Annotated in this window: 23 protein-coding genes and 1 tRNA gene; 13 read left to right on the forward strand and 11 right to left on the reverse strand. The window is 68.7% G+C overall.

The features are described from left to right. Positions 1–15: 15 nt before the first annotated feature. From A4W93_RS14315 to A4W93_RS14340, 6 genes are read right to left on the reverse strand one after another with little or no spacing between them, the layout of a single operon-like run. Positions 16–810 carry a M90 family metallopeptidase gene (locus A4W93_RS14315; RefSeq protein WP_085751240.1) on the reverse strand — a complete coding sequence of 265 codons (795 nt, stop codon included), beginning with the start codon at positions 808–810 and terminating at the stop codon, positions 16–18. A 6-nt stretch (positions 811–816) separates the two neighbouring features. After that, on the reverse strand, positions 817–1,632 hold the full coding sequence (locus A4W93_RS14320; RefSeq protein WP_237357538.1) for a UDP-2,3-diacylglucosamine diphosphatase: 816 nt from the start codon (positions 1,630–1,632) through the stop codon (positions 817–819). Positions 1,633–1,654: 22 nt separating this feature from the next. Next, positions 1,655–2,155, reverse strand: coding sequence for a peptidylprolyl isomerase (locus A4W93_RS14325; protein WP_085751241.1), 501 nt, complete (start codon positions 2,153–2,155; stop codon positions 1,655–1,657). Position 2,156: 1 nt separating this feature from the next. Further along, on the reverse strand, positions 2,157–2,726 hold the full coding sequence (locus tag A4W93_RS14330; protein WP_085751242.1) for a peptidylprolyl isomerase: 570 nt from the start codon (positions 2,724–2,726) through the stop codon (positions 2,157–2,159). Further along, positions 2,723–3,919 (reverse strand): L,D-transpeptidase family protein, encoded by a 1,197-nt coding sequence (locus A4W93_RS14335; protein ID WP_099959903.1) that lies wholly within the window; start codon positions 3,917–3,919, stop codon positions 2,723–2,725. Before A4W93_RS14335 ends, A4W93_RS14330 begins: the two co-directional genes overlap by 4 nt. After that, a complete protein-coding gene (locus A4W93_RS14340; RefSeq protein ID WP_085751244.1) occupies positions 3,916–4,956 on the reverse strand; it encodes a tetratricopeptide repeat protein in 1,041 nt (346 codons plus the stop codon). Before A4W93_RS14340 ends, A4W93_RS14335 begins: the two co-directional genes overlap by 4 nt. 237 nt (positions 4,957–5,193) lie before the next feature. On the opposite strand from A4W93_RS14340, the gene cysS reads away from it, so the two are divergent. From cysS to A4W93_RS14375, 7 genes are all read left to right on the forward strand, one after another. Further along, positions 5,194–6,570 carry a cysteine--tRNA ligase gene (gene cysS, locus A4W93_RS14345; protein ID WP_085751245.1) on the forward strand — a complete coding sequence of 459 codons (1,377 nt, stop codon included), beginning with the start codon at positions 5,194–5,196 and terminating at the stop codon, positions 6,568–6,570. Between the two features lies 1 nt (position 6,571). Further along, complete coding sequence (locus tag A4W93_RS14350; protein WP_085751246.1) at positions 6,572–7,213, forward strand: DNA-3-methyladenine glycosylase family protein; 642 nt, start codon at positions 6,572–6,574, stop codon at positions 7,211–7,213. An 85-nt stretch (positions 7,214–7,298) separates the two neighbouring features. Next, entirely contained in the window at positions 7,299–8,270 is a 972-nt protein-coding gene (locus A4W93_RS14355; protein WP_085751247.1) for an acetyl-CoA carboxylase carboxyltransferase subunit alpha, read from the forward strand. A gap of 8 nt (positions 8,271–8,278) precedes the next feature. Further along, the gene (tilS, locus tag A4W93_RS14360; protein ID WP_085751248.1) at positions 8,279–9,577 is read left to right on the forward strand and encodes a tRNA lysidine(34) synthetase TilS; all 1,299 of its coding nucleotides are present in this window, start codon (positions 8,279–8,281) and stop codon (positions 9,575–9,577) included. Positions 9,578–9,644: 67 nt separating this feature from the next. After that, entirely contained in the window at positions 9,645–10,913 is a 1,269-nt protein-coding gene (locus A4W93_RS14365; protein WP_085751249.1) for an aspartate kinase, read from the forward strand. A 36-nt stretch (positions 10,914–10,949) separates the two neighbouring features. Continuing rightward, positions 10,950–11,042: transfer RNA gene (locus tag A4W93_RS14370), tRNA-Ser, on the forward strand. Between the two features lie 65 nt (positions 11,043–11,107). Continuing rightward, on the forward strand, positions 11,108–11,485 hold the full coding sequence (locus A4W93_RS14375) for a hypothetical protein (RefSeq protein WP_085751250.1): 378 nt from the start codon (positions 11,108–11,110) through the stop codon (positions 11,483–11,485). Between the two features lie 15 nt (positions 11,486–11,500). On the opposite strand, the gene A4W93_RS14380 is transcribed toward A4W93_RS14375, so the two are convergent. Next, the gene (locus A4W93_RS14380) at positions 11,501–11,710 is read right to left on the reverse strand and encodes a hypothetical protein (RefSeq protein ID WP_085751251.1); all 210 of its coding nucleotides are present in this window, start codon (positions 11,708–11,710) and stop codon (positions 11,501–11,503) included. Positions 11,711–11,877: 167 nt separating this feature from the next. Then, positions 11,878–12,258, reverse strand: coding sequence for an HU family DNA-binding protein (locus A4W93_RS14385; RefSeq protein ID WP_169726541.1), 381 nt, complete (start codon positions 12,256–12,258; stop codon positions 11,878–11,880). A gap of 186 nt (positions 12,259–12,444) precedes the next feature. Here A4W93_RS14385 and A4W93_RS14390 point away from each other — a divergent pair, with 186 nt between their 5' ends. After that, positions 12,445–16,107 carry a DUF748 domain-containing protein gene (locus A4W93_RS14390; RefSeq protein WP_085751253.1) on the forward strand — a complete coding sequence of 1,221 codons (3,663 nt, stop codon included), beginning with the start codon at positions 12,445–12,447 and terminating at the stop codon, positions 16,105–16,107. Positions 16,108–16,147: 40 nt separating this feature from the next. Here the strand turns inward: A4W93_RS14390 and A4W93_RS14395 are convergent, their stop codons facing one another. Beyond that, entirely contained in the window at positions 16,148–17,062 is a 915-nt protein-coding gene (locus A4W93_RS14395; protein WP_085751254.1) for a ParA family protein, read from the reverse strand. A 118-nt stretch (positions 17,063–17,180) separates the two neighbouring features. On the opposite strand from A4W93_RS14395, the gene A4W93_RS14400 reads away from it, so the two are divergent. After that, positions 17,181–17,822: an LON peptidase substrate-binding domain-containing protein gene (locus A4W93_RS14400; RefSeq protein ID WP_085751255.1), complete on the forward strand. Its 642-nt coding sequence runs from the start codon at positions 17,181–17,183 to the stop codon at positions 17,820–17,822. A 7-nt stretch (positions 17,823–17,829) separates the two neighbouring features. Here A4W93_RS14400 and A4W93_RS14405 read toward each other — a convergent pair whose 3' ends face one another. Then, positions 17,830–19,203: an SAM-dependent methyltransferase gene (locus A4W93_RS14405; protein ID WP_085751256.1), complete on the reverse strand. Its 1,374-nt coding sequence runs from the start codon at positions 19,201–19,203 to the stop codon at positions 17,830–17,832. A 118-nt stretch (positions 19,204–19,321) separates the two neighbouring features. Continuing rightward, positions 19,322–20,347, reverse strand: coding sequence for a LacI family DNA-binding transcriptional regulator (locus A4W93_RS14410; RefSeq protein WP_085751257.1), 1,026 nt, complete (start codon positions 20,345–20,347; stop codon positions 19,322–19,324). 316 nt (positions 20,348–20,663) lie between these two features. Here A4W93_RS14410 and A4W93_RS14415 point away from each other — a divergent pair, with 316 nt between their 5' ends. From A4W93_RS14415 to A4W93_RS14430, 4 genes are read left to right on the forward strand one after another with little or no spacing between them, the layout of a single operon-like run. Then, positions 20,664–21,911, forward strand: coding sequence for an extracellular solute-binding protein (locus A4W93_RS14415; protein WP_237357539.1), 1,248 nt, complete (start codon positions 20,664–20,666; stop codon positions 21,909–21,911). Between the two features lie 60 nt (positions 21,912–21,971). Next, complete coding sequence (locus A4W93_RS14420; protein WP_237357540.1) at positions 21,972–22,958, forward strand: carbohydrate ABC transporter permease; 987 nt, start codon at positions 21,972–21,974, stop codon at positions 22,956–22,958. 4 nt (positions 22,959–22,962) lie between these two features. Further along, a complete protein-coding gene (locus tag A4W93_RS14425) occupies positions 22,963–23,808 on the forward strand; it encodes a carbohydrate ABC transporter permease (protein WP_085751260.1) in 846 nt (281 codons plus the stop codon). A 43-nt stretch (positions 23,809–23,851) separates the two neighbouring features. Continuing rightward, positions 23,852–25,156 carry a GH1 family beta-glucosidase gene (locus tag A4W93_RS14430; RefSeq protein ID WP_085751261.1) on the forward strand — a complete coding sequence of 435 codons (1,305 nt, stop codon included), beginning with the start codon at positions 23,852–23,854 and terminating at the stop codon, positions 25,154–25,156. Positions 25,157–25,160 lie beyond the last annotated feature (4 nt).

A 25,160-nucleotide genomic window follows, 5' to 3' on the forward strand; every position in this document is an offset into this window, starting at 1 on the left:
TTTTTGTGCTCCGGGCTACCGGCGCCGACGACCGGAGCGCGACGCAGGGTCCTGCCGGAAGTACTGCACGAGCAGTTCGTGGATGTCCGGGTGGTTGCGCCGCAGGTCGTCCGGCGAAACGAAGAACACCTCGCAGGCCACCGCGAAGAACTCGTCGGGACCGTGTGCTGCGTAGGGGTCGAGCAGCGTGTCCACGCCGCGGTCCACGTCGGCGCGGAAGGCCTCGTACTCCGCCGAGAAGACCTGGCTCCAGCGGTCGTGCATCGCCCGGTTGGGCAGCGGCGGAATGCCGTCGGATTGCCCGTCGTTCATGTCGAGCACGTGGGCGAACTCGTGCACGACGACGTTGTAGCCCAGCTCGGCGGTTTCGCCGGCATCGGCCACGTCCTGCCACGACAGCATCAGCGGCCCACCCTCCATGGCCTCGCCGACGAGCTCCTCGTCGTAGTGGTGCACCACACCATCCTCGTCCATCACCTCGCGGCGGGCCACCACCTCGCCGGCGTGCACCACGATGCCGAGGAACCCGTCGTAGTGTTCGAGCCCGAGATTCAGGATGGGCAGGCAGGCCTGTGCGGCGATGGCCACGGCCATGTCGTCGGTGACCTCGAGGCCGTGGGCGCCGTGGAACTCCTTGCGCGCCAGGAACAGCGTGGACAGGTCGCGCAGGCGTGAGGCCTCGTTGGGGTCGGGCAGCGAAAGGAAGGGGAACCGCGCGAGGGTCAGCGCCCAGAGCGCATCGGGGATCGGGCGGCGGTCGAGCGTGCGCCGGTCACGCCAGCGCTGCAGGCCGGCCCACCAGGAGGCCATCGGGACTCAGGGGCCGGTGGCCGGTGCCACGCGGTGCAGGCCGGCCGCCGACCAGCGCAGCACCTCGGCGCGATAGGGCGCGTGGTCGAGGTCCCAGTCGGACAGCACGTGCCGCACGTAGCCCGGCGCCATGGTTTCCGTGCCGGGGCGGTGCGTGTGGCCATGGACCATCGTGGGCGCACGTGCCGCTTCCATCCACTGCATCGCGGCGGGGAAGTCGACGTCGGCCCAGTCGGCGGGAGCCGAGCGGCCGTTCTGGTTGGTTTCGCTCTGCGTGCGCATCTGCGCGCCAATGCGGATGCGCTCGGCCTGCGGCAGCGACAGGGCCTGCTGCTGCCAGGCGGGGTTGCGCACCATGAGCCGGAACTTCTGGTACGCCACGTCGGACAGGCACAGCGCATCGCCGTGGGTCAGCAGCAGGCGTTCACCGAAGGCGTCCATCACCGTCGGATCGTCGAGGCCGCGCAACCCGCAGGCGGCGAGCATGTCGGCGCCGATCAGGAAATCGCGGTTGCCCGCCATGAACGCGACGGTCTTCACTTTCGACACCCGGGCGAGCGTTTCGACACACTGCGCGGCCACGCCCTGGTCACGCAGGTCGTCGCCCACCCACACCTCGAACCAGTCGCCGAGCATCACGATGCAGTCGGCGGGCGAGTGCTCGAGGTGCTGGCGCCACGCCTCGAAAGTGCGTGGGGTCTCGGGGCCCAGGTGCAGGTCCGAGATGAAGTCGATGGACTTCCAGTGCCCGGGGGCGGTCCATTCGGAAGCGCGCACCGCGGGAGCGATCGGGGCCTCGGAGGGCCGGGTGTCGGTGGTCACGGTGCGCGTCTTCTTCCGGGGATCAGACCAGCTTGGCGCTCTGGATGACGACGTCGTCGACCGGCACGTCGTCGTGGCCGCCCTTGCGGCTCGTCTTCACGCCTTCGATGGCATCCACCACTTCGGTGCCGGCCACGACCTTGCCGAACACGGCATAGCCCCAGCCCTGCGGCGTTTCCGACTTGAAGTCGAGGAAGCCGTTGTTGGTGGTGTTGATGAAGAACTGGGCCGTGGCCGAGTGCGGTGCGCTCGTGCGGGCCATGGCCAGCGTGTAGTGCGCGTTCTTCAGGCCGTTGGACGCTTCGTTCTGGATGGGGGCGTCGGTGGGCTTCTGCTTCATGCCGGGCTCGAAACCACCGCCCTGGATCATGAAGCCCTTGATGACGCGGTGGAACACCGTGTTGTCGTAGTGGCCCTTCTTCACGTATTCGATGAAGTTGCGCGCGCTCTCGGGGGCCTTGGCCTCGTCGAGTTCGATGCGGATGACGCCGTGGTTGGTCTGCAGTTCGACTTGTTGGCTCATGTTATTTCTCCAGGGTGGCCTTCTTGATGATGACGGGCTCGACGGGCACGTCGGCGTGAGGGGGTTTGCGGGTGGTGGGCACCGCGCGGATCTTGTCGACCACGTCCATGCCCTCGATCACCTTGCCGAACACGGCATAGCCGTTGCCCGGGCCGCTGGCATTGAGCATGCCGTTGTCGACGACGTTGATGAAGAACTGGGCCGTGGCCGAGTCGGGCACGTTGGTGCGGGCCATGGCGATCGTGCCGCGGTCGTTCTTGAGTCCGTTCTGGGCCTCGAGGGGGATCGGCGGGCGCGTGGGCTTCTCGCTCATGTCCGGGTTGAAGCCGCCACCCTGGATCATGAAGCTGCCGATCACGCGGTGGAAGATCGTGCCGTTGTACTGGCCGTCCTTCACGTACTGCACGAAGTTGTTGACGGTCTTCGGCGCCTTGGCGGCGTCGAGCTGCACGACGATGTCGCCGGCGGTGGTCTGGAACTTGACCTTCTGCGCATGGGCGGACACCGCCGCGCCGAGGCCGATGCACGCCACCACCAGGGAGGCCCGCCAGTCGAACTTCTTGAGGTTCATCCAATCGCTCCTTCGAAAAAGATCTTCCATTGTCCACCTTCCTTGCCCCAGTACTGGCGCTTGACCTGACCGGTGCGCTGTCCTTTCAGGACGAGGCCGAACGTGACGACGAGCAGATCGTCCTTGTCGCGCCAGGCCAGGATGGACATGTCCTTGAGTTCCGTCGCCCGGCCCTGGGCGGCGCGCAGGTCCTTCTCGACCGTGCGGGCCCAGTCCACCGCATCGGCGCCGCCGGCGGAGAACTGCGACGAATAGAACGGCAGAAGGCGGCGCGGGTCGCCCGACGAGCGTGCGGCGCGCCATTGTTCGATCAGGTGCCGGGCGGCGGCGCGGCCGGACTCGGCCTGCGCCGGCGTGACCCACTGCAGCGCCTGGCTGATGACGACGGGGGTGGTGCGCGGCGACACGTCGCGCAGCAGTTGCTGCATGTCGCCGTTGGCCAGCACCACGCAGCCGTCGGTGCTCTGCGGCGTGCGCGCGTAGTTCTGTGACGGCACGCCGTGCAGCCAGATGCCGTGGCCCGTGCGGCCCTGGCGGCGGTCGTATTCGTTCGGGTAGTTGAGGGGCAGCGCGCCCGCGCCGTAGAAGTCCTGCAGCTGGACGGGGTCGAGGCGGCTGGTGATGAAGTACACGCCCAGCGGCGTGCGCTGGTCGCCCTGGACCTGCTTGCCCACACCGAGGCGGCCCACCGACACGTAGTGGTCCGCGACGAGCTTCAGGCCGTGGCGGCCGTTCTCGAACAGGTACAGCCGCGACCGGCTCGCGTCCACGGCGATGGCGTGGCGGCTGCTGGGCGGCAGTTCGACAAATTCGCGGGGCAGCGCGCCCGACGGCGGCCGTTCGGCGAGGGCGGCCAGGCGCTGGTCGGCTTCGCGGCGCAACTGGGCCATCTGCTCGCGGGCCGCGGGCGGCAGGTCCTCGGCGGGCGCTCGGGGCTTCTGGCGCACCAGCAGCAGGTCGCCGTAGACGAGCTGGGCGAGCTGGAAGTTGGGCACGTCGCGCGTGAGCGACTCGGCCTGCTCGAGCGCCTCGCGCGTGCGGCCGGCCTGCACCAGGCGATAGACCTGGATGAGCCGGGCCTCGGGCGAGGTGGGCGGGACCGGGGTCGCCGCGGCCGCGAACACGAGTCCGGCGGCCCACAGGCCTGCGGCCAGCAGCGCCCCCTGGCGCCACGCAGTCCAGGAGCGGATCACGAGCCCGAGCTTTCCTTCTGGATCAGCCACTGGCCGGACACGCGGACCATGTCCAGGCGCTTGCGGCTCGACACCTTCAGGGTGTCGGCGCGGTAGGCCTGGCGGAACTCGACGGTGGCGCGGTCGCCCTTCACGTCGATGTCGAAGTCGGTGAGCACGACCGAGATGCTGCGCTTGCCGAGGATGCGGGCACGCCGCTCCTCTTCCCAGGCCTTTCGGGTCTTGCCACCGGAGAAGTCACGGGTGTAGGCCGCGAAATAGCCGTTCATGTCCTTGCGCGACCAGGCCTCGGCCCAGGCGAGGGCGGCGGCGCGCGGGGCCTGCGTGTCGGTGGCTGCGGCCGGCTTGGGCGCCGGCGCCGGCGCCGGCGCCGCCTGCGGCGGCTCGACAGGCTTCGCTGCGGGCTTGGCCGCGGGAGCGGGGGCTGGCGGTGCCACCGGAGCAGGGGCCGGTGCGGCAGCGGGCGGGGCCGGGCGCGGTGCGGGCGCCACGGCCACGGTGCGGCCCGCGGGCTGCGCGGCCAGCTGCGGCGAGAACAGGTTGCGGATCATCGATAGCTTCGGCGGCACCTTCGCGTTGTTGCCGTCGATCTGCAGCGCCTTCGAATACGCCTGGCTCGCGAGCTTCGCGTACACGTCGCCCAGGTTCTCGTAGGCGGTGGCGTAGCTCGGGTTCGTCCGGATCGCGGCCTCCAGCGAACGCCGTGCCTGCTCGTACTGGCCCTGCTTGCTGTAGAGCACCGCGAGGTTGTTGTGGGGCTCGGGCAGGTCCGGGTGGTCGGCCGCGAGTTTCGTGAAGACGTCGATGGCCTCCGGCGTGCGGCTCATCTCGGAAAGGATCAGGCCCTTCAGGAAACGCACGCGGGGTTCCTGTGGCCGCGCGGCGAGCGACTGGTCGGCGCGTTGCAGGGCTTCGGCCAGCTGGCCGGCGCCGAACAGGCGGTCGACGTCGGTGAAATCGTCGGCGAAGGCGATCGCGGAGGTCATCAGCAGGCCGGCCGCGGCCAGGCGCAGGGTGCGCGGGCGAAGACGAATCATCAACTTCCTGATGCGGGTGGGTGAGGCGGGTTGGAGGGACCGCGGGTAGGCCCCAGGAGAGGAAGGCTCGACGGCTCGGGAGCCTGCCCGAGTGCAGCCGGTATACTCGGAAAATTGTATCGCAGCCCCTGTCGCGGCTCGCATCCCGATCATCCCTGTCTCCAGCGTCGTGTTCGGCCGGCGGCTTCAAGGCCCAGCTGGCGGTGCGCGCGCCCGCATTTTCGTTTCCATTTGACGATGAGCCTGCGCATCTTCAATTCCCTGAGTCGCCAGACCGAGGCCTTCACACCCATCGAGCCGGACCACGTTCGCATGTATGTGTGCGGCATCACGGTCTACGACCTGTGCCACATCGGCCACGCGCGGATGATGGTGGCCTTCGACGTGGTGGCCCGCTGGCTGCGCGTGGCCGGCTACCGGGTCACGTACGTCCGCAATGTCACCGACATCGACGACAAGATCATCAAGCGCGCGCTCGAGCGCAGCATCCCCATCCGCCAGCTCACCGACGAGATGACGGCCGCGATGCACCAGGACATCGGTGCGCTCGGGGTCGAGCCGCCCTCGGTCGAGCCGCGGGCCACCGCCTACGTGCCGCAGATGCTCGACATGATCGGCAAGCTCGAGCAGAAGGGCCTCGCCTACCGCACGGCCGGGGGCGACGTGAACTACTCGGTGCGCAAGTTCCCCGGCTACGGCAAGCTGTCGGGCAAGTCGCTCGACCAGCTGCGCGCCGGCGAACGCGTGGCGGTGGCGGACGACAAGGAAGACCCGCTCGACTTCGTGTTGTGGAAGGCCGCCAAACCCGGCGAACCCGGCGACGCCACGTGGGCGAGCGACTTCGGCGCCGGGCGCCCCGGCTGGCACATCGAGTGCTCGGCGATGGGCTGCGCGCTGCTGGGCGAACAGTTCGACATCCACGGCGGGGGTGTCGACCTGCAGTTCCCTCACCACGAGAACGAGATCGCGCAGAGCGAGGGCGCCAATGGCCGCCCGCCCGTGGCCGTGTGGATGCACAACGGCTTCGTGAACGTCGACAACGTGAAGATGTCGAAGTCGCTCGGCAACTTCTTCACCATCCGCGACGTGCTCAAGGAATACGATGGCGAGACCATCCGCTTCCTGATGCTGCGCACGCAGTACCGCAGCCCGTTCAACTTCAGCGACGCCCACCTCGACGACGCCCGAAGCGCGCTGCGCCGCCTCTACACGGCGCTGGATTCGGTTCCAGCGGCGGCCGACACGGCCATCGACTGGTCCGCGGGCCCGGCCGCGCGCTTCCGCGACGCGATGAACGAGGACTTCAACACGCCCGAGGCCGTCGCCGTGCTGTTCGAGCTGGCCGGCGAGGTCAACCGCACCGGATCGGGCGCGCAGGCCACGCTGCTCAGGAATCTGGCCGGCACGCTCGGCGTGCTGCAGCAGGACCCGCGCACGTACCTGCAGGGCGGGGGCTCGGTGGACGAGTCCGCCATCCAGGCGAAGATCGATGCGCGCAACGCCGCGAAGAAGGCCCGCGATTTCGCGCTGGCCGACCGCCTGCGCCAGGAACTGCTGGCCGACGGCATCGTGTTGCAGGACTCCCCGCAAGGCACCACCTGGATGAAGGCCTGACGTGGTGCGAATCGTCACTCCTGATTTCTGGGACGAGGCCTGCCGCCACCTGTCCAAGCGCGACCGTGTCATGCGCAAGCTGATTCCGATGTTCGGCGACGCCCGGCTGCAGAGCCGCGGGGACGCCTTCACCACGCTCGCGCGCTCCATCGTGGGTCAGCAGATCTCGATGAAGGCCGCGCAGACCGTGTGGGAGCGCCTGGTCGAAGCGGTGGACGGCGAGGCCGAACGGGTCAAGCCGGCGGCCGTGCTGGCCGTCGAGGCACAGCAGCTGCGCGAAGCCGGCATGTCTGCCCGCAAAGTCGACTACGTGCTCGACCTGGCACGCCACTTCGAGAGCGGCATGGTGCACGTGAAGCAGTGGCAGCAGATGGACGACGAGGCCATCATCGAGGAACTCGTCGCCATCCGCGGGATCGGACGGTGGACCGCCGAGATGTTCCTCATCTTCCACCTGCTGCGCCCGAACGTGCTGCCCCTGGACGACCTGGGGCTGATGAAAGGCATCAGCCAGAACTACTTCAGCGGCGAACCCGTCTCCCGGGCCGAGGCCCGCGAGGTGGGTGACGCCTGGGCGCCATTCCGCTCGGTGGCCACATGGTACATTTGGCGGAGCCTTGAACCTCTGCCTGTGTCGACCTGAGTGAACCGAAGCGCCCCTGTGCGCGATCACGTTGCCGCCCCCGCACCACGCGCCGCGGCCCACCAGTTTTGCAGGACCCCACCCGATGAGCAAACGTCACTTCCTTGAATTCGAGCAGCCGATCGCCGAACTCGAAACGAAGATCGAAGAGCTGCGCTACGTGCAAAGCGAATCCGCGGTCGACATCTCCGACGAGATCTCGCGGCTGAGCCAGAAGAGCCAGCAGCTCACGAAGGACATCTACTCGAGCCTCACGCCGTGGCAGGTCGCGCAGATCGCGCGCCACGCCCAGCGTCCGTACACGCTCGACTACATCAACGAGATCTTCACCGAGTTCCAGGAACTCAAGGGTGACCGCGCCTTCGCGGACGACCAGTCCATCGTCGGCGGCCTCGCACGCTTCAACGGCCAGGCCTGCATGGTCATCGGCCACCAGAAGGGCCGCGACACGAAGGAGCGCGCCGCGCGCAACTTCGGCATGTCGCGCCCCGAGGGCTACCGCAAGGCCCTGCGCCTGATGAAGCTCGCCGAGAAGTTCGGCCTGCCCGTGTTCACGCTCGTCGACACCCCCGGGGCGTACCCCGGCATCGGCGCCGAAGAGCGCGGCCAGTCGGAGGCCATCGGCCGCAACATCTTCGAGATGGCGCAGCTGGAAGTGCCGGTCATCGTCACCATCATCGGTGAAGGCGGCTCGGGCGGCGCGCTGGCCATCAGCGTGGGCGACCAGGTGCTGATGCTGCAGTACTCGGTGTACTCGGTGATCTCGCCGGAAGGCTGCGCGTCCATCCTCTGGAAGACGTCCGAGCGCGCGCCCGACGCGGCCGAGGCCATGGGCATCACCGCCCACCGCCTGAAGGCCCTGGGCCTCGTCGACAAGATCGTCAACGAGCCGGTCGGTGGCGCCCACCGCGATCCGAAGCAGATGGCCGCGTACCTCAAGCGCGCCCTGAACGACGCGCTGCGCCAGGTCAGCGACCTCAAGCCGAAGGAACTGCTGGAGCGCCGCTACGAGCGCCTGCAGGCCTACGGCCGATTCAGCGACACCAAAGAGCGCTGATCCTCGCCGTGAGGGGCATCGTCGCGGTCGCCTGCAGCGGGGGCCGTGACTCCCTCGCACTGTTGCACGCCACGGCCACCGCGGCGCGCGGCCAGGGGCTCGACGTCGTCGCGCTCCACATCCACCACGGGCTGCTGCCCGAAGCCGATGCCTGGTTCGACCACGTCGAATCCATGTGCAGGCGATGGGCCGCCGAAGGCCTTCCCGTTCGTTTCATCGGCCACCGCCTCACCGCGCGGCCTCGCCGCGGCGAGAGTGTCGAGGCCTGGGCGCGCGATGCGCGCTACGCCGCACTCGCCACGATGGCGCGGGAGGCCGGTGCCGGCCTCGTGCTGCTGGGCCATCACCGGAGGGACCAGGCCGAGACCTTCCTGCTGCAGGCCCTGCGGGGCGGCGGTGTCGCAGGCCTCTCCGCGATGCCGTCGCGCATCGAACGAGACGGCCTCGTGTGGCAGCGTCCCTGGCTCGACGTGCCGCGTGCCCACATCGAGCAGTACGTCCGGCAGTGCGGACTCGACTCCGTCGACGATCCCAGCAACACCGACCCGCGTTTCGCGCGCAACCGCCTGCGCGAGGCCGTGTGGCCTGTGCTGGTGGAGGCCTTCCCCGATGCGGAGGTGGCACTCGCGGCGTCCGCGCGCTGGGCGCAGCAGGCCGCGCAGGTGCTCGATGAAGTCGCCGCGGCCGACCTCGCCACGTGCGCCGTGGGCGAACGGCTCGACATCGCGGCTTGGTCCCGGCTCGGCGAAGCGCGTCGCATCAACGCGCTGCGGGCGTGGTTGCGGGAACGTCGGGGAGAACCCGCCACAGCGGCACTCGTCGAGCGGTTGCGCACCGAGTTGATCGGCACGGGGCCCGCGTGCTGGGCATGGGCCGGTGGAGAACTTCGCCGCTACCGCGGGCGCCTGTCCTTCGGGCAGGCCGTCGCCGCAGTGGCACCGTCGCGCGAGCCCACGCTCGCGATCCGCCGGGCCGGACGCTACCGGCTGCCGGGGTGGGGTGGGGCGGTCCATGCGACCCGCGTCGACGAAGGCGGCGTGCCGCTCGCGTGGCTCGCGCACCTCGACCTGCGCGAGCGCCAGGGTGGCGAGCAGTTCCAGGCGGGCTTCTCGCGGCCTGCGCGCAGCCTCAAGAAGCAGTACCAGGCCGCGGGCGTTCCCGAGTGGGACCGCGGTGGTCCGCTGCTGTTCAGCGGGGGGCAACTGGTGTTCGTGCCGGGCCTCGGCATCGACGCCAGGGTGGTCGGATTGCCCGGTCAAGCGCAAATGATGCTGGCCTGGGAGGCCGCGAACGTGACCGAAGGGTGACAGGCCGCGCTAAAATCCCCGGTTGCGCTCCGAGGCGCATCCCCTCATTTCTGCGACATCCCTTTTCATGGCACTCATCGTTCACAAATACGGCGGCACCTCCATGGGCTCCACGGAGCGCATTCGAAACGTCGCCAAGCGGGTCGCCAAATGGGCCCGTGCCGGGCACCAGATGGTCGTCGTTCCCTCGGCCATGAGCGGTGAGACCAACCGCCTGCTGGGCCTGGCGAAGGAACTGTCCCCGACCCAGACCACCGACGCGCTGCTGCGCGAACTCGACATGATCGCCTCCACGGGCGAACAGGTCTCGGTGGGCCTGCTCGCCATCGCGCTGCAGGCCGAAGGTGTCGAGGCCGTGAGCTATGCCGGCTGGCAGGTGCCCGTGCGCACCGACAGCTCGTACACGAAAGCCCGCATCCAGAGCATCGACGACGCACGCGTGCGCGCCGACCTGGCCGCCGGCCGCGTCGTGATCGTCTGCGGCTTCCAGGGCGTGGACGACAAGGGCAACATCACCACGCTCGGCCGTGGCGGCTCCGACACCTCGGCCGTGGCCGTGGCGGCCGCGATGAAGGCCGACGAGTGCCTGATCTTCACCGACGTCGACGGCGTCTACACCACCGACCCGCGCATCGTGCCCGAGGCACGCCGCATGGCCACCGTCAGCTTCGAGGAAATGCTCGAGATGGCGAGCCTGGGCTCGAAGGTGCTGCAGATCCGTTCCGTCGAATTCGCCGGCAAGTACCGCGTGCCCACGCGCGTGCTCTCCAGCTTCACCCCGTGGGACATCGACATCGCCGAAGAGGCGCGCTCCGGCACCCTGATCACTTTTGAGGAAGACGAAAAAATGGAACAAGCAGTTGTGGCTGGCATCGCCTTCAACCGCGATGAAGCGAAGATCTCCGTGATGGGAGTGCCCGACAAGCCTGGCATCGCGTTCCAGATCCTCGGCCCCGTCGCCGAAGCCAACATCGACATCGACGTCATCATCCAGAACGTCTCGCACGACGGCAAGACCGACTTCTCGTTCACGGTCCACCGCAACGACTACCAGCGCACGCTCGACCTGCTGAACGCGAAGGTCGTGCCCGCCACCGCCGCCACGCAGGTCGTGGGCGACCCGAAGATCTGCAAGGTCAGCATCGTCGGCATCGGCATGCGCTCGCACGTGGGCGTGGCCTCGAAGATGTTCCGTTGCCTGGCCGACGAAGGCATCAACATCCAGATGATCACCACCAGCGAAATCAAGACGAGCGTGGTCATCGACGAGAAGTACATGGAGCTCGCCGTGCGCGCTCTGCACAAGGCCTTCGATTTGGATCAGCCCGCTGGCTGAAAACCCGAATTCTCGGGTTAGAATGCGCGCTGTGCTGGAGTCGTGACCGAGTGGCCGAAGGTGCTCCCCTGCTAAGGGAGTATGTGGGCAAAACCTGCATCGAGGGTTCGAATCCCTCCGACTCCGCCAACCAACGCAATGCAAGGAAGCCCCGCTCGCCGGGGCTTTTTTGTGCCCGCACGAAAGGTGAAGACATGCGCAGGATCATCGCGACCGCCTGGATCGCCCTCGCCGCAACAGGCTGCGGCAACACGCCCACCGCGATCCCCGAAGAGTTCGTGCTGTGGAAGACAGTGCGCGTGCCCGCCGCGTCGGCGACCGCGTTCGCCAACTGCCTCGAGCAGGAGTTCTACAAGTCCCACTCGGTCACCGCGACCACCGTGCGGCAGCAGCGGCAGCCGGGTGGCAGTCGCGTGGAAACGTGGGGCAGCTCACGCGGGCTCCAGGTGCGTGCGGACGTGTTCGACGATGGGCGCGCCGAGCTCCGCGAACTGAAGGACTCCCAGCTCGTCGACACGAGCGGGGAACGGCGGGCTTTCCTGCGTTGCTTCGACCTGCACTCGCCGTACTAGGGGCCGGGCACGGTTTCAGCGCGCCTCCGGTGGCTCCAGTTCGCCGAACGCCTTCGTCGCCGCATCCTCGGGCGACAGCGCGCGCCAGTTGGGGCGTGCCGCGAGGTCGGTGACGAACTCCTTCAGGTCCTCGTCACCCAGGCCCTCGTCGAGGGCCATCATCTTCTTCACGGTGCCGTCGATCCATTGCTGATCGGTCAACCGGGTCGTGTCCTTCGTGGGCATGCGCGTCTCCTTCGGGCAGACCGCCTGCCCGCTGCATCTTCGCCAGCAGGCGGCGTTCCCGCAATGATGTGCACGTGTCCCGCGCGGGCATAAAAAAACCCCGGTCACCCGGGGTTCTCTTCGGTCGCAGCACCCGCGGGACGCGGGCGTGCGGCGCGTGAAGGCGATCAGGCCTTCTTGGCCTTCTTCGCGGGAGCGGCCTTCTTCGGGGCCGGAGCCTTGGCAGCCTTGCGAGCGGCAGCCTTCGGGTCCACGGCGGCCTTGAAGCCGGCGCCCGGGGTGAACTTCGGCAGCTTGGCGGCAGCGATCTTGATCTTCGCGCCGGTGCTGGGGTTCACGCCGTTGCGGGCGGCACGGGCGTGCTGCTTGAACGAGCCGAAGCCCGGCAGCGTGACGGCGTTGCCCTTCTTGACGTTGGTGACGACCGCGTCGAGCAGCGTTTCCAGGATGCGACCGGCTTCGGCCTTGGTCAGTTCGTGCTTGGAGGCCAGGTGCTCGATCAGTTCGGTTTTGTTCATTCTTTCGTTTCTATCGGTTGCGCCCGCCATTCGCGGGCTGCCGCATTGTGACGGAAACTTCGGGCCAATCGGCACGAGACGCCCGTTTGGGTGCATGGACACTGTGTGGGAATCCCGGAAGGGTGGTCGCGACGCAACGACGGAATTGTGCAAACATGCCGTCTTCGAGATTCGGCCGAGGGCCGTGGGGAGCGTGCTCTGGTGTGGATCAAGCGGTTGGTGTGGGCCCTCGCGGCCCTCGTGGTGCTCACCGGTGCGGTCTGGCTGGGCGCGCCCCCATTGATGAAGTCGCAGGGCGAGGCGCGGCTCACTGAGATGCTCGGCCGCACCGTCACGCTCGGGCGCGTGAGCATCCATCCGTGGCGCCTTCAACTCGTGGTCGAGGACATCGCCATCGCGGGGGCGGCCGGTGATGCGGCGCCGCTGCTGACCATCGACCGCCTGCTCGCGAACGTCTCGGCCAGTTCGGCGTTCCGCCGCGCGCCGGTGCTCGAAGCGATCGAACTCACGCGTCCGCGTGTCCGCGTGGCGCACACCGCGGCGGGCCGCTACGACATCGACGACCTCATCACCCGCTTCACGCCGAAGCCTTCGAGCGAGCCGGCCGGCGAGCCCGCGCGTTTCGCGCTCTACAACGTGCAGGTCACCGATGGCGAGGCGCGGTTCGACGACCGCCCGGCGGGCCGCGTGCACGAGCTCAAGCAGCTGCAGCTGTCGCTGCCGTTCCTGTCGAACCTGCCGGCCCAGGTGGAGGTGAAGGTCGAGCCGCGCCTCGCGTTCCTGCTGAACGGAGCGTCGTTCGACACCGGCGCGCAGGCCACGCCGTTCGCGCAGACCCGCAGCGGCACGTTCAAGCTGGGCCTCGACCGCTTCGACCTCGCGCCGTACCTCGTGTACGTGCCGAAGGCGCTGCCGGTGAAGGTGGTGCGCGGCGTGCTGGGCGGCGACCTCGAGGCGGCGTTCTCGATCGCCCCGGACGGCCAGCCCAGCGTGACCCTCCGCGGTTCGGTCGAGGCCGACGACGTCGCGGTGGCCACCGCGGCCGATGCCGAACTGCTCGGCTGGAAGTCGCTGAAGGTCGGGCTCGCCGACGTGCAGCCGCTGGCGCGCAAGCTCCACTTCGCCTCGGTCGATCTCGACGGCCTGTCGGTGCAGGCCCGGCGCCTCGCCGACGGGCGCATCGACGGCATGCCGGCGCCGTCCCCATCGGAAGCGGCTTCCGCGCCTGCCCCAGCGGCGTCCGCCGCCTCCGCCGTGCTCGGCAAGGCCGAACCGCTGCCCTGGGAGGTGAAGGTGGACGCCTTCCACCTCACGCACGGCCAGGTCGCGTGGCGCGATGCCACGGTGGTGCCGGCCGCGGCACTCGACCTCGTCGACGTCACGGCGAAGGCGGGCCCGGTGAGCCACCCGGCCACGGCGCCGACGCCGCTGTCGGCTTCGCTGCGCATCCGCTCGGCCGGCGACAAGCCGCAGGACTGGGGCGCGGTGTCGGTCGAAGGCGAGGGCGGGACTGCCAGCGCCGCCGCGAACGTCACGGCCGATGCGATCGCGCTCGAGGCGCTGCAGCCGTACCTGAACGCGGTCGCCACGCCGCGCGTGGCGGGACGGCTCTCGGCCCAGGCCCGGCTCGAGTGGGCCGGGGGGGCGGACTCGCCGCGTCTTCAGGTCCGCGTCGCCTCCGCCTCGCTCGACGGCCTGAAGGTGACGGAGGCCGGCACGCGCCTCGTGCGCGCGCCGAACGTCGAGGCCATCGCGCTCAAGCAGGCCACCGTCGCCGACGTGGCGGTGGACGTGCCGGGACGCATGGTCACCGTCGGAGAGGTCCGCCTGCAGCAGCCCTCCCTGACCATCCAGCGCAGCGACACGGGCATCTGGAGCGCCCAGCGCTGGATCGCGGGCCCCGGGGTGGCCGAGGAGGCGGCCGCGCCCGCGGCCTCGGGGGCTGTCGCCAGTCCTCCATGGAAGGTGGCGCTCAAGACCTTTGCACTGGAGGGCGGGCGCGTGCGCGTGTCCGACGCGCAACTGGCCACCGGCGGCAAACCGCTGCTGACGGAGGTGAGTGCGATCGACCTCGGCGTGCAGGACCTCGCGCTCGAGGGCGACAAGCCGGTTCCGCCCGCCACGGTGAAGCTGTCGGCGAAGACCGGCACGGGCCAGGTGCGCTTCAACGGCAAGGTGGGCCTCGCGCCGCGCCTGGCCGAGGGCACGCTCGCGCTGACGCGGTTGCCGATCCATGCCTTCGCGCCGTATGCGGGGGTCACGCCCAACGTGGCCGTGGCGCGGGCCGAGGCCGGCTTCAAGGGGACGGTGGCGGTGCGACTGCCGGGCGAGGGCGTGGACGCCCGCGTCAAGGGCGACCTGCTGCTGGCCGATGTGCTGCTGCAGACGCGGGGCGAGGGCGCCGATGCCCCGGGCGACGACCTGCTGCAGTGGCAGGGCCTCGCGCTGGACGGCCTGGCGTTCGAGATGAAGCCGAAGGGCAAGCCCCGGCTCGAGATCGACGCGGCCACGCTCAATGCGCTGCAGGCGCGCCTCGTCGTCACCGAACAGGGACGGCTGAACCTGCAGGATGCCGCCGGCACACGCGTGGGGCCGCAAGGCCCAGCCGATGCGGCGTCGGCGCCTGCGGCTTCGGCGAGCGCCCCCGCTCCGGCCGTCCCGGCGAGCGCCGCGGCACGTTCCGGCGGCAACGACCTGCCCCTCGACGTCACCATCACGTCCACGCGCCTGACCAACGGCCGCATCGCCTTCAGCGACAACTTCGTGCGACCGAAGTACAGCGCCGAACTCACGCAGCTCGACGGTCGCCTGGGCGCCATCAGCACGTCGGGGCTGAAGACCGCTGAACTCGAACTCAAGGGCCGCGCGGCGGGCACGGCCGACCTCGAGATCTCCGGGCGCGTACAGCCGCTCGCGCACCCCATCTCGCTCGACATCAAGGCCCGCGCCAGCGACCTGGAGCTCGCGCCGCTGTCGCCGTACGCCGCCAAGTACGTGGGCTACGCCATCGAACGCGGGAAGCTGACGATGCAGGTGGCGTACCGCATCGACCCCGACGGCCGGCTCGAGGCCTCGAACCAGGTCATCATCAACCAGCTCACGTTCGGCGAGAAGGTGGATTCACCCCAGGCCACCACGCTGCCAGTGCAGCTCGCGGTGTCGCTGCTGACCGACCGCCACGGCGTGATCGACATCAACCTGCCCATCTCCGGGTCCCTCGACGATCCGGAGTTCAGCGTGGCCGGGATGATCTGGAAGGTGCTCGGCAACCTGATCGCCAAGGCGATCACCGCGCCGTTTTCGCTGCTGTCGGGCAGTGGCAAGACCGACATCAGCGTGCTGCCTGCGGTGCCGGGCAGCCCGAAGCTGACGGAGGCCGGTGTCGCGTCCATCGACCAGGTCGCCACCGCGCTGACCGACCGGCCCTCGCTGCGGCTCACGATCACCGGTACGTCCGACGCTGCGACCGAACGCGAGGCCTACCAGCGGCAGGTGCTCGACGCGCGGCTCGTGGCCGAGCGCCGCAAGGAGGCCCTGGCCACCGGCGGCACCGCCGAGGCCGCGGCCAGCCTGTCCGCGGCGGACCGTTCGCGCCTGCTCAAGCTGCTCTACAAGCAGACCGACCTGCCCGACAAGCCACGCAATGCGCTGGGCTTCGCGAAGGACCTGCCCGACGCGGAGATGGCGGCCCGGCTGGCGGCTCGCGTTCCCGTCGACGACGACGTCATGCGCGAACTCGCGCTGCAGCGGGCGGTGTCGGTGCGGGACGCCATCGCGGCGAAGGGCGTGGCCGTGCAGCGCCTGTTCTTGTCGGCACCGAAGGGCAAGGACGGGGACGGCTGGGTGCCGTCGGTGAAGCTGACGCTGGCGCTCGAGTGAGCGCGGCCCGGGCCACGCCCTGGCGCGTGTCAGGCGCTTGTCAGGGGGAGCCGGCGGTGTCCAGCCGCCCGCCCAGGCCCAGCAAGCGGCCCAGCCGGCCCTTGAAACCCTGCCGTGACGACGACAGCTCGCCGAGGTTCTGCGGCAGCGTCAGCGCGGCACGGGCGGCCTGGGCCAGGGCCTGCGGGCTGGTGTCGCGCAGGGGGGTGAAGGCCGGCGTGGACAGGCGAGGCGGCGAGGGCACCACCACCGTGGGACGCTCGGCCGGGGCGGCCGGTTCCGGCTCGGGCTCGGGCACCGTGGCCGCGGGCTTGCGGAACACCGGCTCCAGCCAGTCGAGGATGGGGGCCCACTGGGCCAGGTCGGCTTCCACCTTGGACGGCGGCATGTCGAAAAGGGTGAGCCCCTGTTCGACCGATTTCACGTAGGCCTGGGTTTCGCGCAGCGCGCCCAGGTAGGTCATGTCGTGTTCGGCGGCCCAGGCCGACATCAGCTCGGCAGCGCGGGTGCGGGCATCGAGGCGCATGCCGATGGCGGCCACCTTGCAGCGGCCGCTGGCGACGCGCGGTAGGGCCATCAGTTCGGCATGGCATTCGGCCGCGCTCTCGCGGTCGAACACGGAACTGCAGACCGGCATCAGGATGGCGTCGGCGTAGCCCACCACGCGGGCGAGGTCGAAGCCTCGCAGGCCACCGGGGGTGTCGAGGATCACGTGGGTGATGCCGGCGGGCGCCCGCATCACGTTGCGGGGGTCGAGCGCCCAGCCGAGGATGGGGGCGCTGCGGGGCAGCTCGCGTTCGGCGCGCAGGCGCAGCCAAGTCTGCGTGGACTGCTGGCGGTCGACGTCGCCGAGCATCGCGAGGATGCCGTGGTGGGCGCAATAGGCGGCCAGGTGGGTGGCCAGCGTGCTCTTGCCGCTGCCTCCCTTGCGATTGACGACGGCGATGACAGGCATGACGCGGCACTGCGGCTGACGTGGGGTGTCGCCATTACATCACTGCAAAGTGTCTCCCGGTGCAACGATCAGTAAGGTGAACCCCGGGCTTTCGTTGCGACCGGGCGACAATGGGCCGATGGATCCCGACGCCCGACTCCCGCTGTTCCCGCTGCGCACCGTGCTGTTCCCCGGGGGGCACCTGCCGTTGCAGATCTTCGAGGTGCGTTACCTCGACATGGTGCAGCGGGCCTGGCGCGAGGGGTCGCCCTTCGGGGTCGTGTGCCTCACCGAGGGCGAGGAGGTGCGGCGGGCGCCGGACGGGGCCACCTCGCACGAGGCTTTCCACACCGTGGGCACGATGGCCCGCATCGAACGGCTCGACCGACCGCGCCCGGGGCTGCTGAGCATCCACTGCCGCGGCCACCAGCGCTTCCGGCTGGAACGTTTCGAGTGCCTGCCGCACGGCCTCTGGGTGGGCGATGCCGAAACCCTGCCGGACGACCCGCTGGTGCCCATCCCGTCCGACCTCGAACACACGGCGCTCACGCTGGAACGGGTGGTGGCCGACCTCAAGGCGCAGGAGGTGCCCGAGGCCGACATGCCGGTGCAGGGCCCGTGGCGGTTCGACGACTGCGGCTGGGTGGCCAACCGCTGGTGCGACCTGCTGCCGCTGTCGAACGGACTGCGCCAGCAACTGCTGGTGGTCGACAGCCCGCTCGTGCGCCTGGAACTGGTGGCGGACGCGCTCGAGCGGTTCCGCGTGCCACCGGACGGGTGAGGGCGGGTCAGCCCGGGGGGTACATGTGCCGGCGGGTCATCGGCACGGGCGTGCCGCCCGCGATGCGCCGCGCGGCGAGCAGCTGGTACACGCCGATGTCGCCCGACTCGAACTCCAGCGCGCACGCCGCCATGTAGAGCCGCCACACCCGGTAGGTGGCCTCGCTGACGTGGGCCAGGGCCTGGGCGTGGTGCGTCTCCAGGCGCGCCACCCAGTGCCGCAGCGTCAGCGCGTAGTGCGGCCGCCAGGCCTCCACGTCGAGGATCTCGAAGTCGGCCCGTTCCATGTGCCGCTGGATGTTGCCCACCGTGTCCAGCTGACCGTCGGGGAAGACGTAGCGGTTGATGAACTCGGTGGACAGCGTCTTGTCCCAGCCCTCGGTGTAGTGGGTGATGCCGTGGTTGAGCAGCAGGCCGCCGGGCTTGAGCTGGCGGAACAGCGTCTCGAAGTACACCGGCAGGTTCTTCAGGCCCACGTGCTCGAACATGCCGATGCTCGAGACCTTGTCGTAGGCACATTCGCCGGGCAGGTCGCGGTAGTCGCGCAGCTCGACGGTGACGCGGTCCGAGAGCCTCGCGGCCTCGATGCGCGCCCGGGCCTCCTGCAGCTGCCGCTCGCTGAGCGTGATGCCGTGCGCCGAGACCCCGTGGTGGCGGGCCGCGTGCATCACGAGGGCGCCCCAGCCACAGCCCACGTCGAGCAGGCGTTCGCCCGGGGCGAGTTGCAGCTTGCGGCAGATGTGCTCGAGCTTGGCCTCCTGCGCCTGCTCCAGGGTCATGCCGGCCCGCTCGAAGTAGGCGCACGAGTACACCATGCGCTCGTCGAGCCACAGCCGGTAGAAGTCGTTCGAGACGTCGTAGTGGAAGCCGATGGCCTCCCGGTTCTCTTCCTTGGAGTGCGCCTGGACCTGGGGAGCGAGCAGCGAGGCCTTCGCCTGGTCGAAGGCGGCGGCCGAGCGCATGCGCAACGTGGTGAGCAGCACGCGCCAGCGGTCCTGCCAGGGCAGGCGCAGCACCTGGACGTGGTCCTTCAGGCTCAGGGCCTGGAAGAAGTCGCCCTCGATGTCGAGTTCGCCGCGGAAGTAGGCGTCGGCGAGGCGCAGCGGGTCGCCGCCGCCGAGCAGGCTGCGCACGACGTTGGGCGTTCGGCAGAAGAGGGTGAACGGCGGGCCCTCGGGCGGGACCTGGCCGGTGCCGAGCGCCAGGGTGCGGCCGTCCCACAGCCGGACGGACACGTGGCCCGAAAATGCGCGGAAGAGCCGTTCCAGCGCCGCGATGAGCGGCGCGGTGTCGTGCTCGGAAAGTCCCGCGGCGGGCAGGCCTTCGACCGAGGACAACTCCTCGGAGGTCGTGGCAAACGCGGAGGCTGGCGATTCCTTCATGGCGTTCGAACTCCAACTGCATGGGTCCGCGGGCTCCTGAAGGCTCCCGTCTTCGACTCCCTGTGCTTCGGAATTTGACACGACCCGCGCCGGCTTGGAACCGGTGCCGGGTTTTTCCCTACAGCCGTCGGGTGGTTTCCCGTACCGTGAGCGAGAGCGGTGGGAGCTCCACCTCGGGCGTGGGCGTGCCCAGCATGTTCAGCAGCGCCTGGGCGGCGAACAGGCCCACCTCGTAGATGGGCTGTCGCACGGTGGTGAGGGGCGGGGTGAGGTAGGCGGCCACCGGCAGGTCGTCGAATCCGACCAGCGAGACGTCGTCGGGCACGCGGATGCCGCGCCGGTACATCGCCACGCGGGCGCCGAAGGCCGACTGGTCGTTGGCCGCGAACACCGCGGTGAAGGCCTGGCCGCCGTCGAGCAGGCGGTTCATCGCCATCAGGCCACCGCTTTCCAGGAAGTCGCCCTGCACGACGAGGTCCGGGTCCGCGACGATGCCGGCTTCCTGGTGGGCTCGGAGGTAGCCCTGGTGGCGGGCGATCGCGTCGACGTGGTCGAGCGGGCCGGCGATGTGGGCGATGCGCCGGTGCCCGAGCCCCAGCAGGTGGCGCGTGGCGATGTAGCCGCCCGCGGCGTGGTCGATGGTGTGGGAGCGGATGCTCGGTCCCTCGAGGTGGCGCCCGGTCACCACGATGGGCTGGTGTTTCGCGAACGCGATGATGTCCTCGTCGGGCAGGTGGCCGGTCAGGATCACGAGGCCGTCGATGCGGCGCGCCTGCAGCAGGCGGATGCGCTCGGCCTCCTCGTGGGCGTTCCAGTGGCCGCTCACGATGATCGGCGCGTAGCCGCTGTCGGCGAGGCCCTGCTCGATGCCGCGCATGGCCCGCGTGTAGAACGGGCTCTCGATGTCCTGCGCCAGGATGCCGACGGTCATCGTCGTGCCGGTCTTCAGGCTGCGGGCAAAGAGGTTCGGCTTGAAGTCGAGCTTCTTGATGGCGCGTTCGACGGCCGCACGCTTGGCGGCGTCGACGCGGGCGGTGCCGTTGAGGATGCGGGAGACGGTGCTCGGCGACACCCCGGCTTCCTTGGCCACGTCGAGGAGGGTGACCGTGGCGGGCGGCGCGTCGGAATGGATGGGACGGTTCACGGGTTCTCGGAAGGTCGGTGTGTCGCTTCAACAAATAGCACGTGTCGTGCTGCGTTCCCGGATGATAACGTTTTCAGAGTGTCAAGTCCTTTGAGAAGAGGAAAACGCTGATGTTGTTTTGACGTGTTCTAGGGAGTTTCCCTGGGATGGGGTAGTTCCTGAGTCGAATCTGTTGACGTCGGGCCGCAGTCGCAGTGAAATCTCGCCGTTGAAAACGTTTTCACGACAAGTCGTCAGCGCAGGCGACCCGAACGCTGTCACCGCAGCACATCAACCCAACGCCGCAAGGCACGGAAACGACGCCATGAAAAGTCTCGTGAAACCCCTGTTGATCACCGCCGCCGTCGTCGCGGCATTCGGCGCCCAGGCCCAGGACGCCAAGCCCACGATCACCCTCAACGTGTCGTCGTTCCCGGACCTCGACCGGGGCGTCAAGGCCGCGATCCCGCTCTACAAGAAGCTGCACCCCGAGGTCGAGATCAAGCTGACCAGCCTCGCCTACGCCGACCACCACACTGCGATGACCACGGCCCTCGCCACCGGCGCGAACCTGCCGGACGTGATGGCCGTGGACAACGGCTTCATCGGCAAGTTCGCCGAATCGGGTGGCCTGGAAGACCTCAGCAAGCCCCCCTTCAACGCGCTGGCCCAGCGCGACAAGCTCGCCAAGTTCTCGGTGAACCAGGCCACGAGCGGCACGGGTGCACTGGCCGCGCTGCCGGTCGACATCGGCCCGGGCGCGCTGTTCTACCGCAAGGACCTGCTCGACAAGGCCGGCGTGACCGAAGCCGAGATGACCAAGAGCTGGGACTCGTACATCGCCTCCGGCAAGAAGGTGAAGGCCGCCACGGGCGCCTACATGCTCGGCAATGCACTCGACATCAAGGACATCTACATCCGCTCCGGCCTGAAGGACGGCGACGGCGTGTACTTCGACCGCAAGGGCAACTCGCTCGTCACGTCGCCGCGTTTCGTGAAGGCCTTCGAACTCGCCAAGGCCGCGCGCACCGCCGGCATCGACGGCAAGATCAACGCCTGGTCGAACGAATGGAGCGAAGGCTTCAAGCGCGACAAGATCGCCACGCAGATGATGGGCGGCTGGCTCGCCGGCCACCTGAACAACTGGCTGGCTCCGGAGCAGAAGGGCAAGTGGCGTTCCGCCCAGCTGCCCAACGGCGCCTACGGCTTCTGGGGCGGCTCGTTCTACGCGATCCCGAAGCAGACCAAGAACAAGCAGGCCGCGTGGGACTTCATCCAGTTCATGACCTTCAACAAGGAAATGCAGCTGACCGCGCTGAAGAGCCAGGACTCGTTCCCGGTGCTGCTCGAAGCCCAGACCGACCCGTTCATCTCGCAGCCCATGGCCTACCTCGGCGACCAGAAGGCGCGTGAGAACTGGAAGGCCGCGGCCGACCGCATCCCCGCCATCACCATCGACAAGTTCGACCCGGTGGCCGAGAGCGTCGTGAACGCCGAGCTGGACAAGGTGCTCGAGCAGAACAAGGACATCAAGACCGCGCTCGCCGACGCCCAGGCCCAGCTGAAGCGCCGCGTGCGCCGCTGATCCGGACGCCCGAGTCGTCCTCCTTCCAGTCCTCGATCGATCGTTCACATCATGCAGGCCATGGCCGAATCGAAGCCGTCGACCCCGCTCACCGGCGCCAAGTCGACCCCCGTCCCCCGCAAGCGCAAACCACTGCACTTCCGGGACGTCGCACCGTACGTGTTCATCAGCCCGTTCTTCGTGCTGTTCTTCGTGTTCGGCCTGTTCCCCCTGTTGTTCTCGGTGTACCTCTCGCTGCACCGCTGGGACCCCGCCGCGGGTCTCTCCGCGATGAACTTCGTGGGGCTCGAGAACTACATCTTCGTGATCACGAACGACGACTGGTTCCACACGTCGCTCTACAACACGGTGTGGCTGGCCCTGGTCTCGGGCCTGCCGCAGCACCTGGTGGCGCTGCCGCTCGCCTTCTTCCTGCACACCGCCTTCGGGCGGTGGCGGAACTCGGTGGTCGGGGCGTACTTCCTGCCGTTCATCACGTCCACGGTCGCCATCTCCCTCGTGTTCTCGTCGCTGTTCTCGCGTGACTTCGGCGTGGTCAACGCCACGCTGACCGCGCTGCACGACATCCCCGGCCTCGGCTGGCTGTTCCCCGCGGACAAGATCGACTGGGGCCAGCCCCAGTACACCAAGTGGATGATCTCGTTCGTGGTGTGGTGGCGCTTCGTGGGATGGAACACCGTGCTGTATCTCTCGGCCATGCAGACCATCCCGAAGGACCTCTTCGAGGCCGCCACGATGGACGGCGCGCGCCCCTGGCAACAGTTCCGCCACGTGTGCCTGCCGCTGCTGCGCCCCATGGTGTTCTTCGCCGTGACGCTCACGATCATCGGCAACCTGCAACTGTTCGAGGAACCCTTCATCCTCACCGGCGGCACCGGCGGCATCGACCAGGCCGGCAAGACCGCGGCCATGCACATGTACGCCACCGCCTTCGTCGACGGCGACTTCGGCACCGCCTCGGCCATCGCCTGGCTGCTGTTCATGCTGATCGCGGCGGTGACGTGGGCCAACAACCGCTTCCTCGGCCAGAACGACAAGAAGGCCTGAGTCCATGAGCACCACCTTCAAGCATTCCTCCCTCGCCGCGAACGGCGTGGCCTACGGCATCGTGCTCGGCGGCGCGTTGATCATGCTCGCGCCGTTCTACTTCATGTTCGTGTTCGCGACCCATTCGGACCGCGAGATCCTGTCGCTGCCGCCGCCGCTCTGGTTCGGCGACAACTTCATGGCCAACGTGCGCCTGCTCGTCGAGAAGCTGCCGTTCTTCTGGCACAACCTCGGCTGGAGCCTGTACGTCGCGGTGGCCGTCACGGCCGCGAACCTGTTCCTCTGCTCGCTGGCGGGCTACGCCTTCGCGATGTTCGAGTTCCGGTTCAAGGACAAGCTGTTCCTCTTCGTCATGGCGACGATGCTGCTGCCGGCCTTCGTCGGGATGATTCCCACCGTGATCACGATGAGCTGGCTCGGCTGGCTCAACCAGCCGAAGGCGCTGATCGTGCCGGCGGCCTGCACGGCGCTGGGCGTCTTCATGATGCGGCAGTACATCACGTCGGCCATCCCGCGCGACCTGATCGACGCGGCGCGCATCGATGGCTGCGGCGAATTCGGCATCTTCTTCCGCATCGTGCTGCCGCTGATCACGCCCGCGCTCGGCACGCTGGGGCTCGTCACCTTCATCGGTTCGTGGAACAACTTCATGGGCCCGCTGATCGTGATGCGCGACATGGAGATGTTCACCGTGCCGCTCGCGCTGCGGGCACTGCAGGGCACCGGGCAGACGCCATGGGGCGCCATCTGCGCCGGCTCGTCGATCGCCGTGCTGCCGCTGCTCGTGATGTTCGTGATGGCCTCTCGCCGGCTCATCGAAGGCCTCACCGCGGGTGCCGTCAAGGCCTGACCCGTCCCCACATTTCTCTTCCCAAATTTTCAGGAGCCACCGCGTGAGCGATTTGAAATTCCCCCCCGACTTCTCGTGGGGTGTTGCCACCAGCGCCTACCAGATCGAAGGCGCCGCCAACGAAGACGGGCGCGGCCCGTCCATCTGGGACACGTTCTCCCACACCCCGGGCAAGACCATCAACGGCGACACGGGCGACGTCGCCTGCGACCACTACCACCGCTACGAGCAGGACGTCGACGTCATCGCCGGCCTCGGCGTCGATGCCTACCGCTTCTCGATCGCCTGGCCGCGCGTACAGCCGGACGGCAAGGGCGCATGGAACGAGAAGGGCCTCGCGTTCTACGACAAGCTCGTCGACCGACTGCTCACCAAGGGCATCAAGCCCCACGCGACGCTGTACCACTGGGACCTGCCGCAGGCGCTGCAGGAGCAGGGCGGCTGGGGTTCGCGCGACACCACCGACCGCTTCGCCGAATACGCGGACGTGATGGGCCGCCGCCTCGGCGACCGCGTGGCCACCATCTGCACGCACAACGAGCCGTGGTGCACTGCGTACCTCGGCAACCACACGGGCCAGTTCGCTCCGGGGTTCCAGGACCCGAAGCTCGCGATCCAGGTCGCGCACCACCTGCTGCTGTCGCACGGCAAGGCGCTTCAGGCCATGCGCGCGAGCGGCGTGAAGGCACCGCTCGGCATCGTGCTGAACCAGTCGTCGGTGACGCCCGCCACCAACAGCCAGGCCGACCTCGAATGCGCGCAGCGGCACTACGCATCGTTCGTGCGCTGGTACATGGACCCCATCTTCCTGAAGTCGTACCCCAAGGCCCCCGGGATCAGCATTTATCCGGAAGTCCATGAAAACGATTTCAACGTGATCGCCCAGCCGCTGGACTTCCTGGGCATCAACTACTACACGCGCATCTGGGCCAGCGCCGCGGTGCCGCCGGTGCCCGCGCCGAACGTGCTCGGTGTCAACGACATGGGATGGGAGAACCACCCGCAGGGCCTGACCGAGCTGCTCACGCAGATCAACCGGGACTACGACCTGCCGCCGATCTTCATCACCGAGAACGGCTACGCCGGCGCCGACAGCCTCGACCAGGGCCAGGTGCACGACGTCGAACGCATCACCTACGTGCGCACGCACCTGGAGGCGCTGCAGAAGGCGATGGAAGCGGGCGTCGACGTCCGCGGCTATTTCTACTGGAGCCTCTTCGACAACTACGAGTGGAACTCGGGCTACGCGAAGCGCTTCGGCCTCGTCCACGTGGACTACGACAACCAGCAGCGCACCCTGAAGGACAGCGCCGTCTGGTACCGCGATCTCATCCGGAAAGGACGCTGAAGCC

Source organism: Piscinibacter gummiphilus, assembly GCF_002116905.1.
In the GTDB taxonomy this organism is placed as follows: domain Bacteria; phylum Pseudomonadota; class Gammaproteobacteria; order Burkholderiales; family Burkholderiaceae_C; genus Rhizobacter; species Rhizobacter gummiphilus.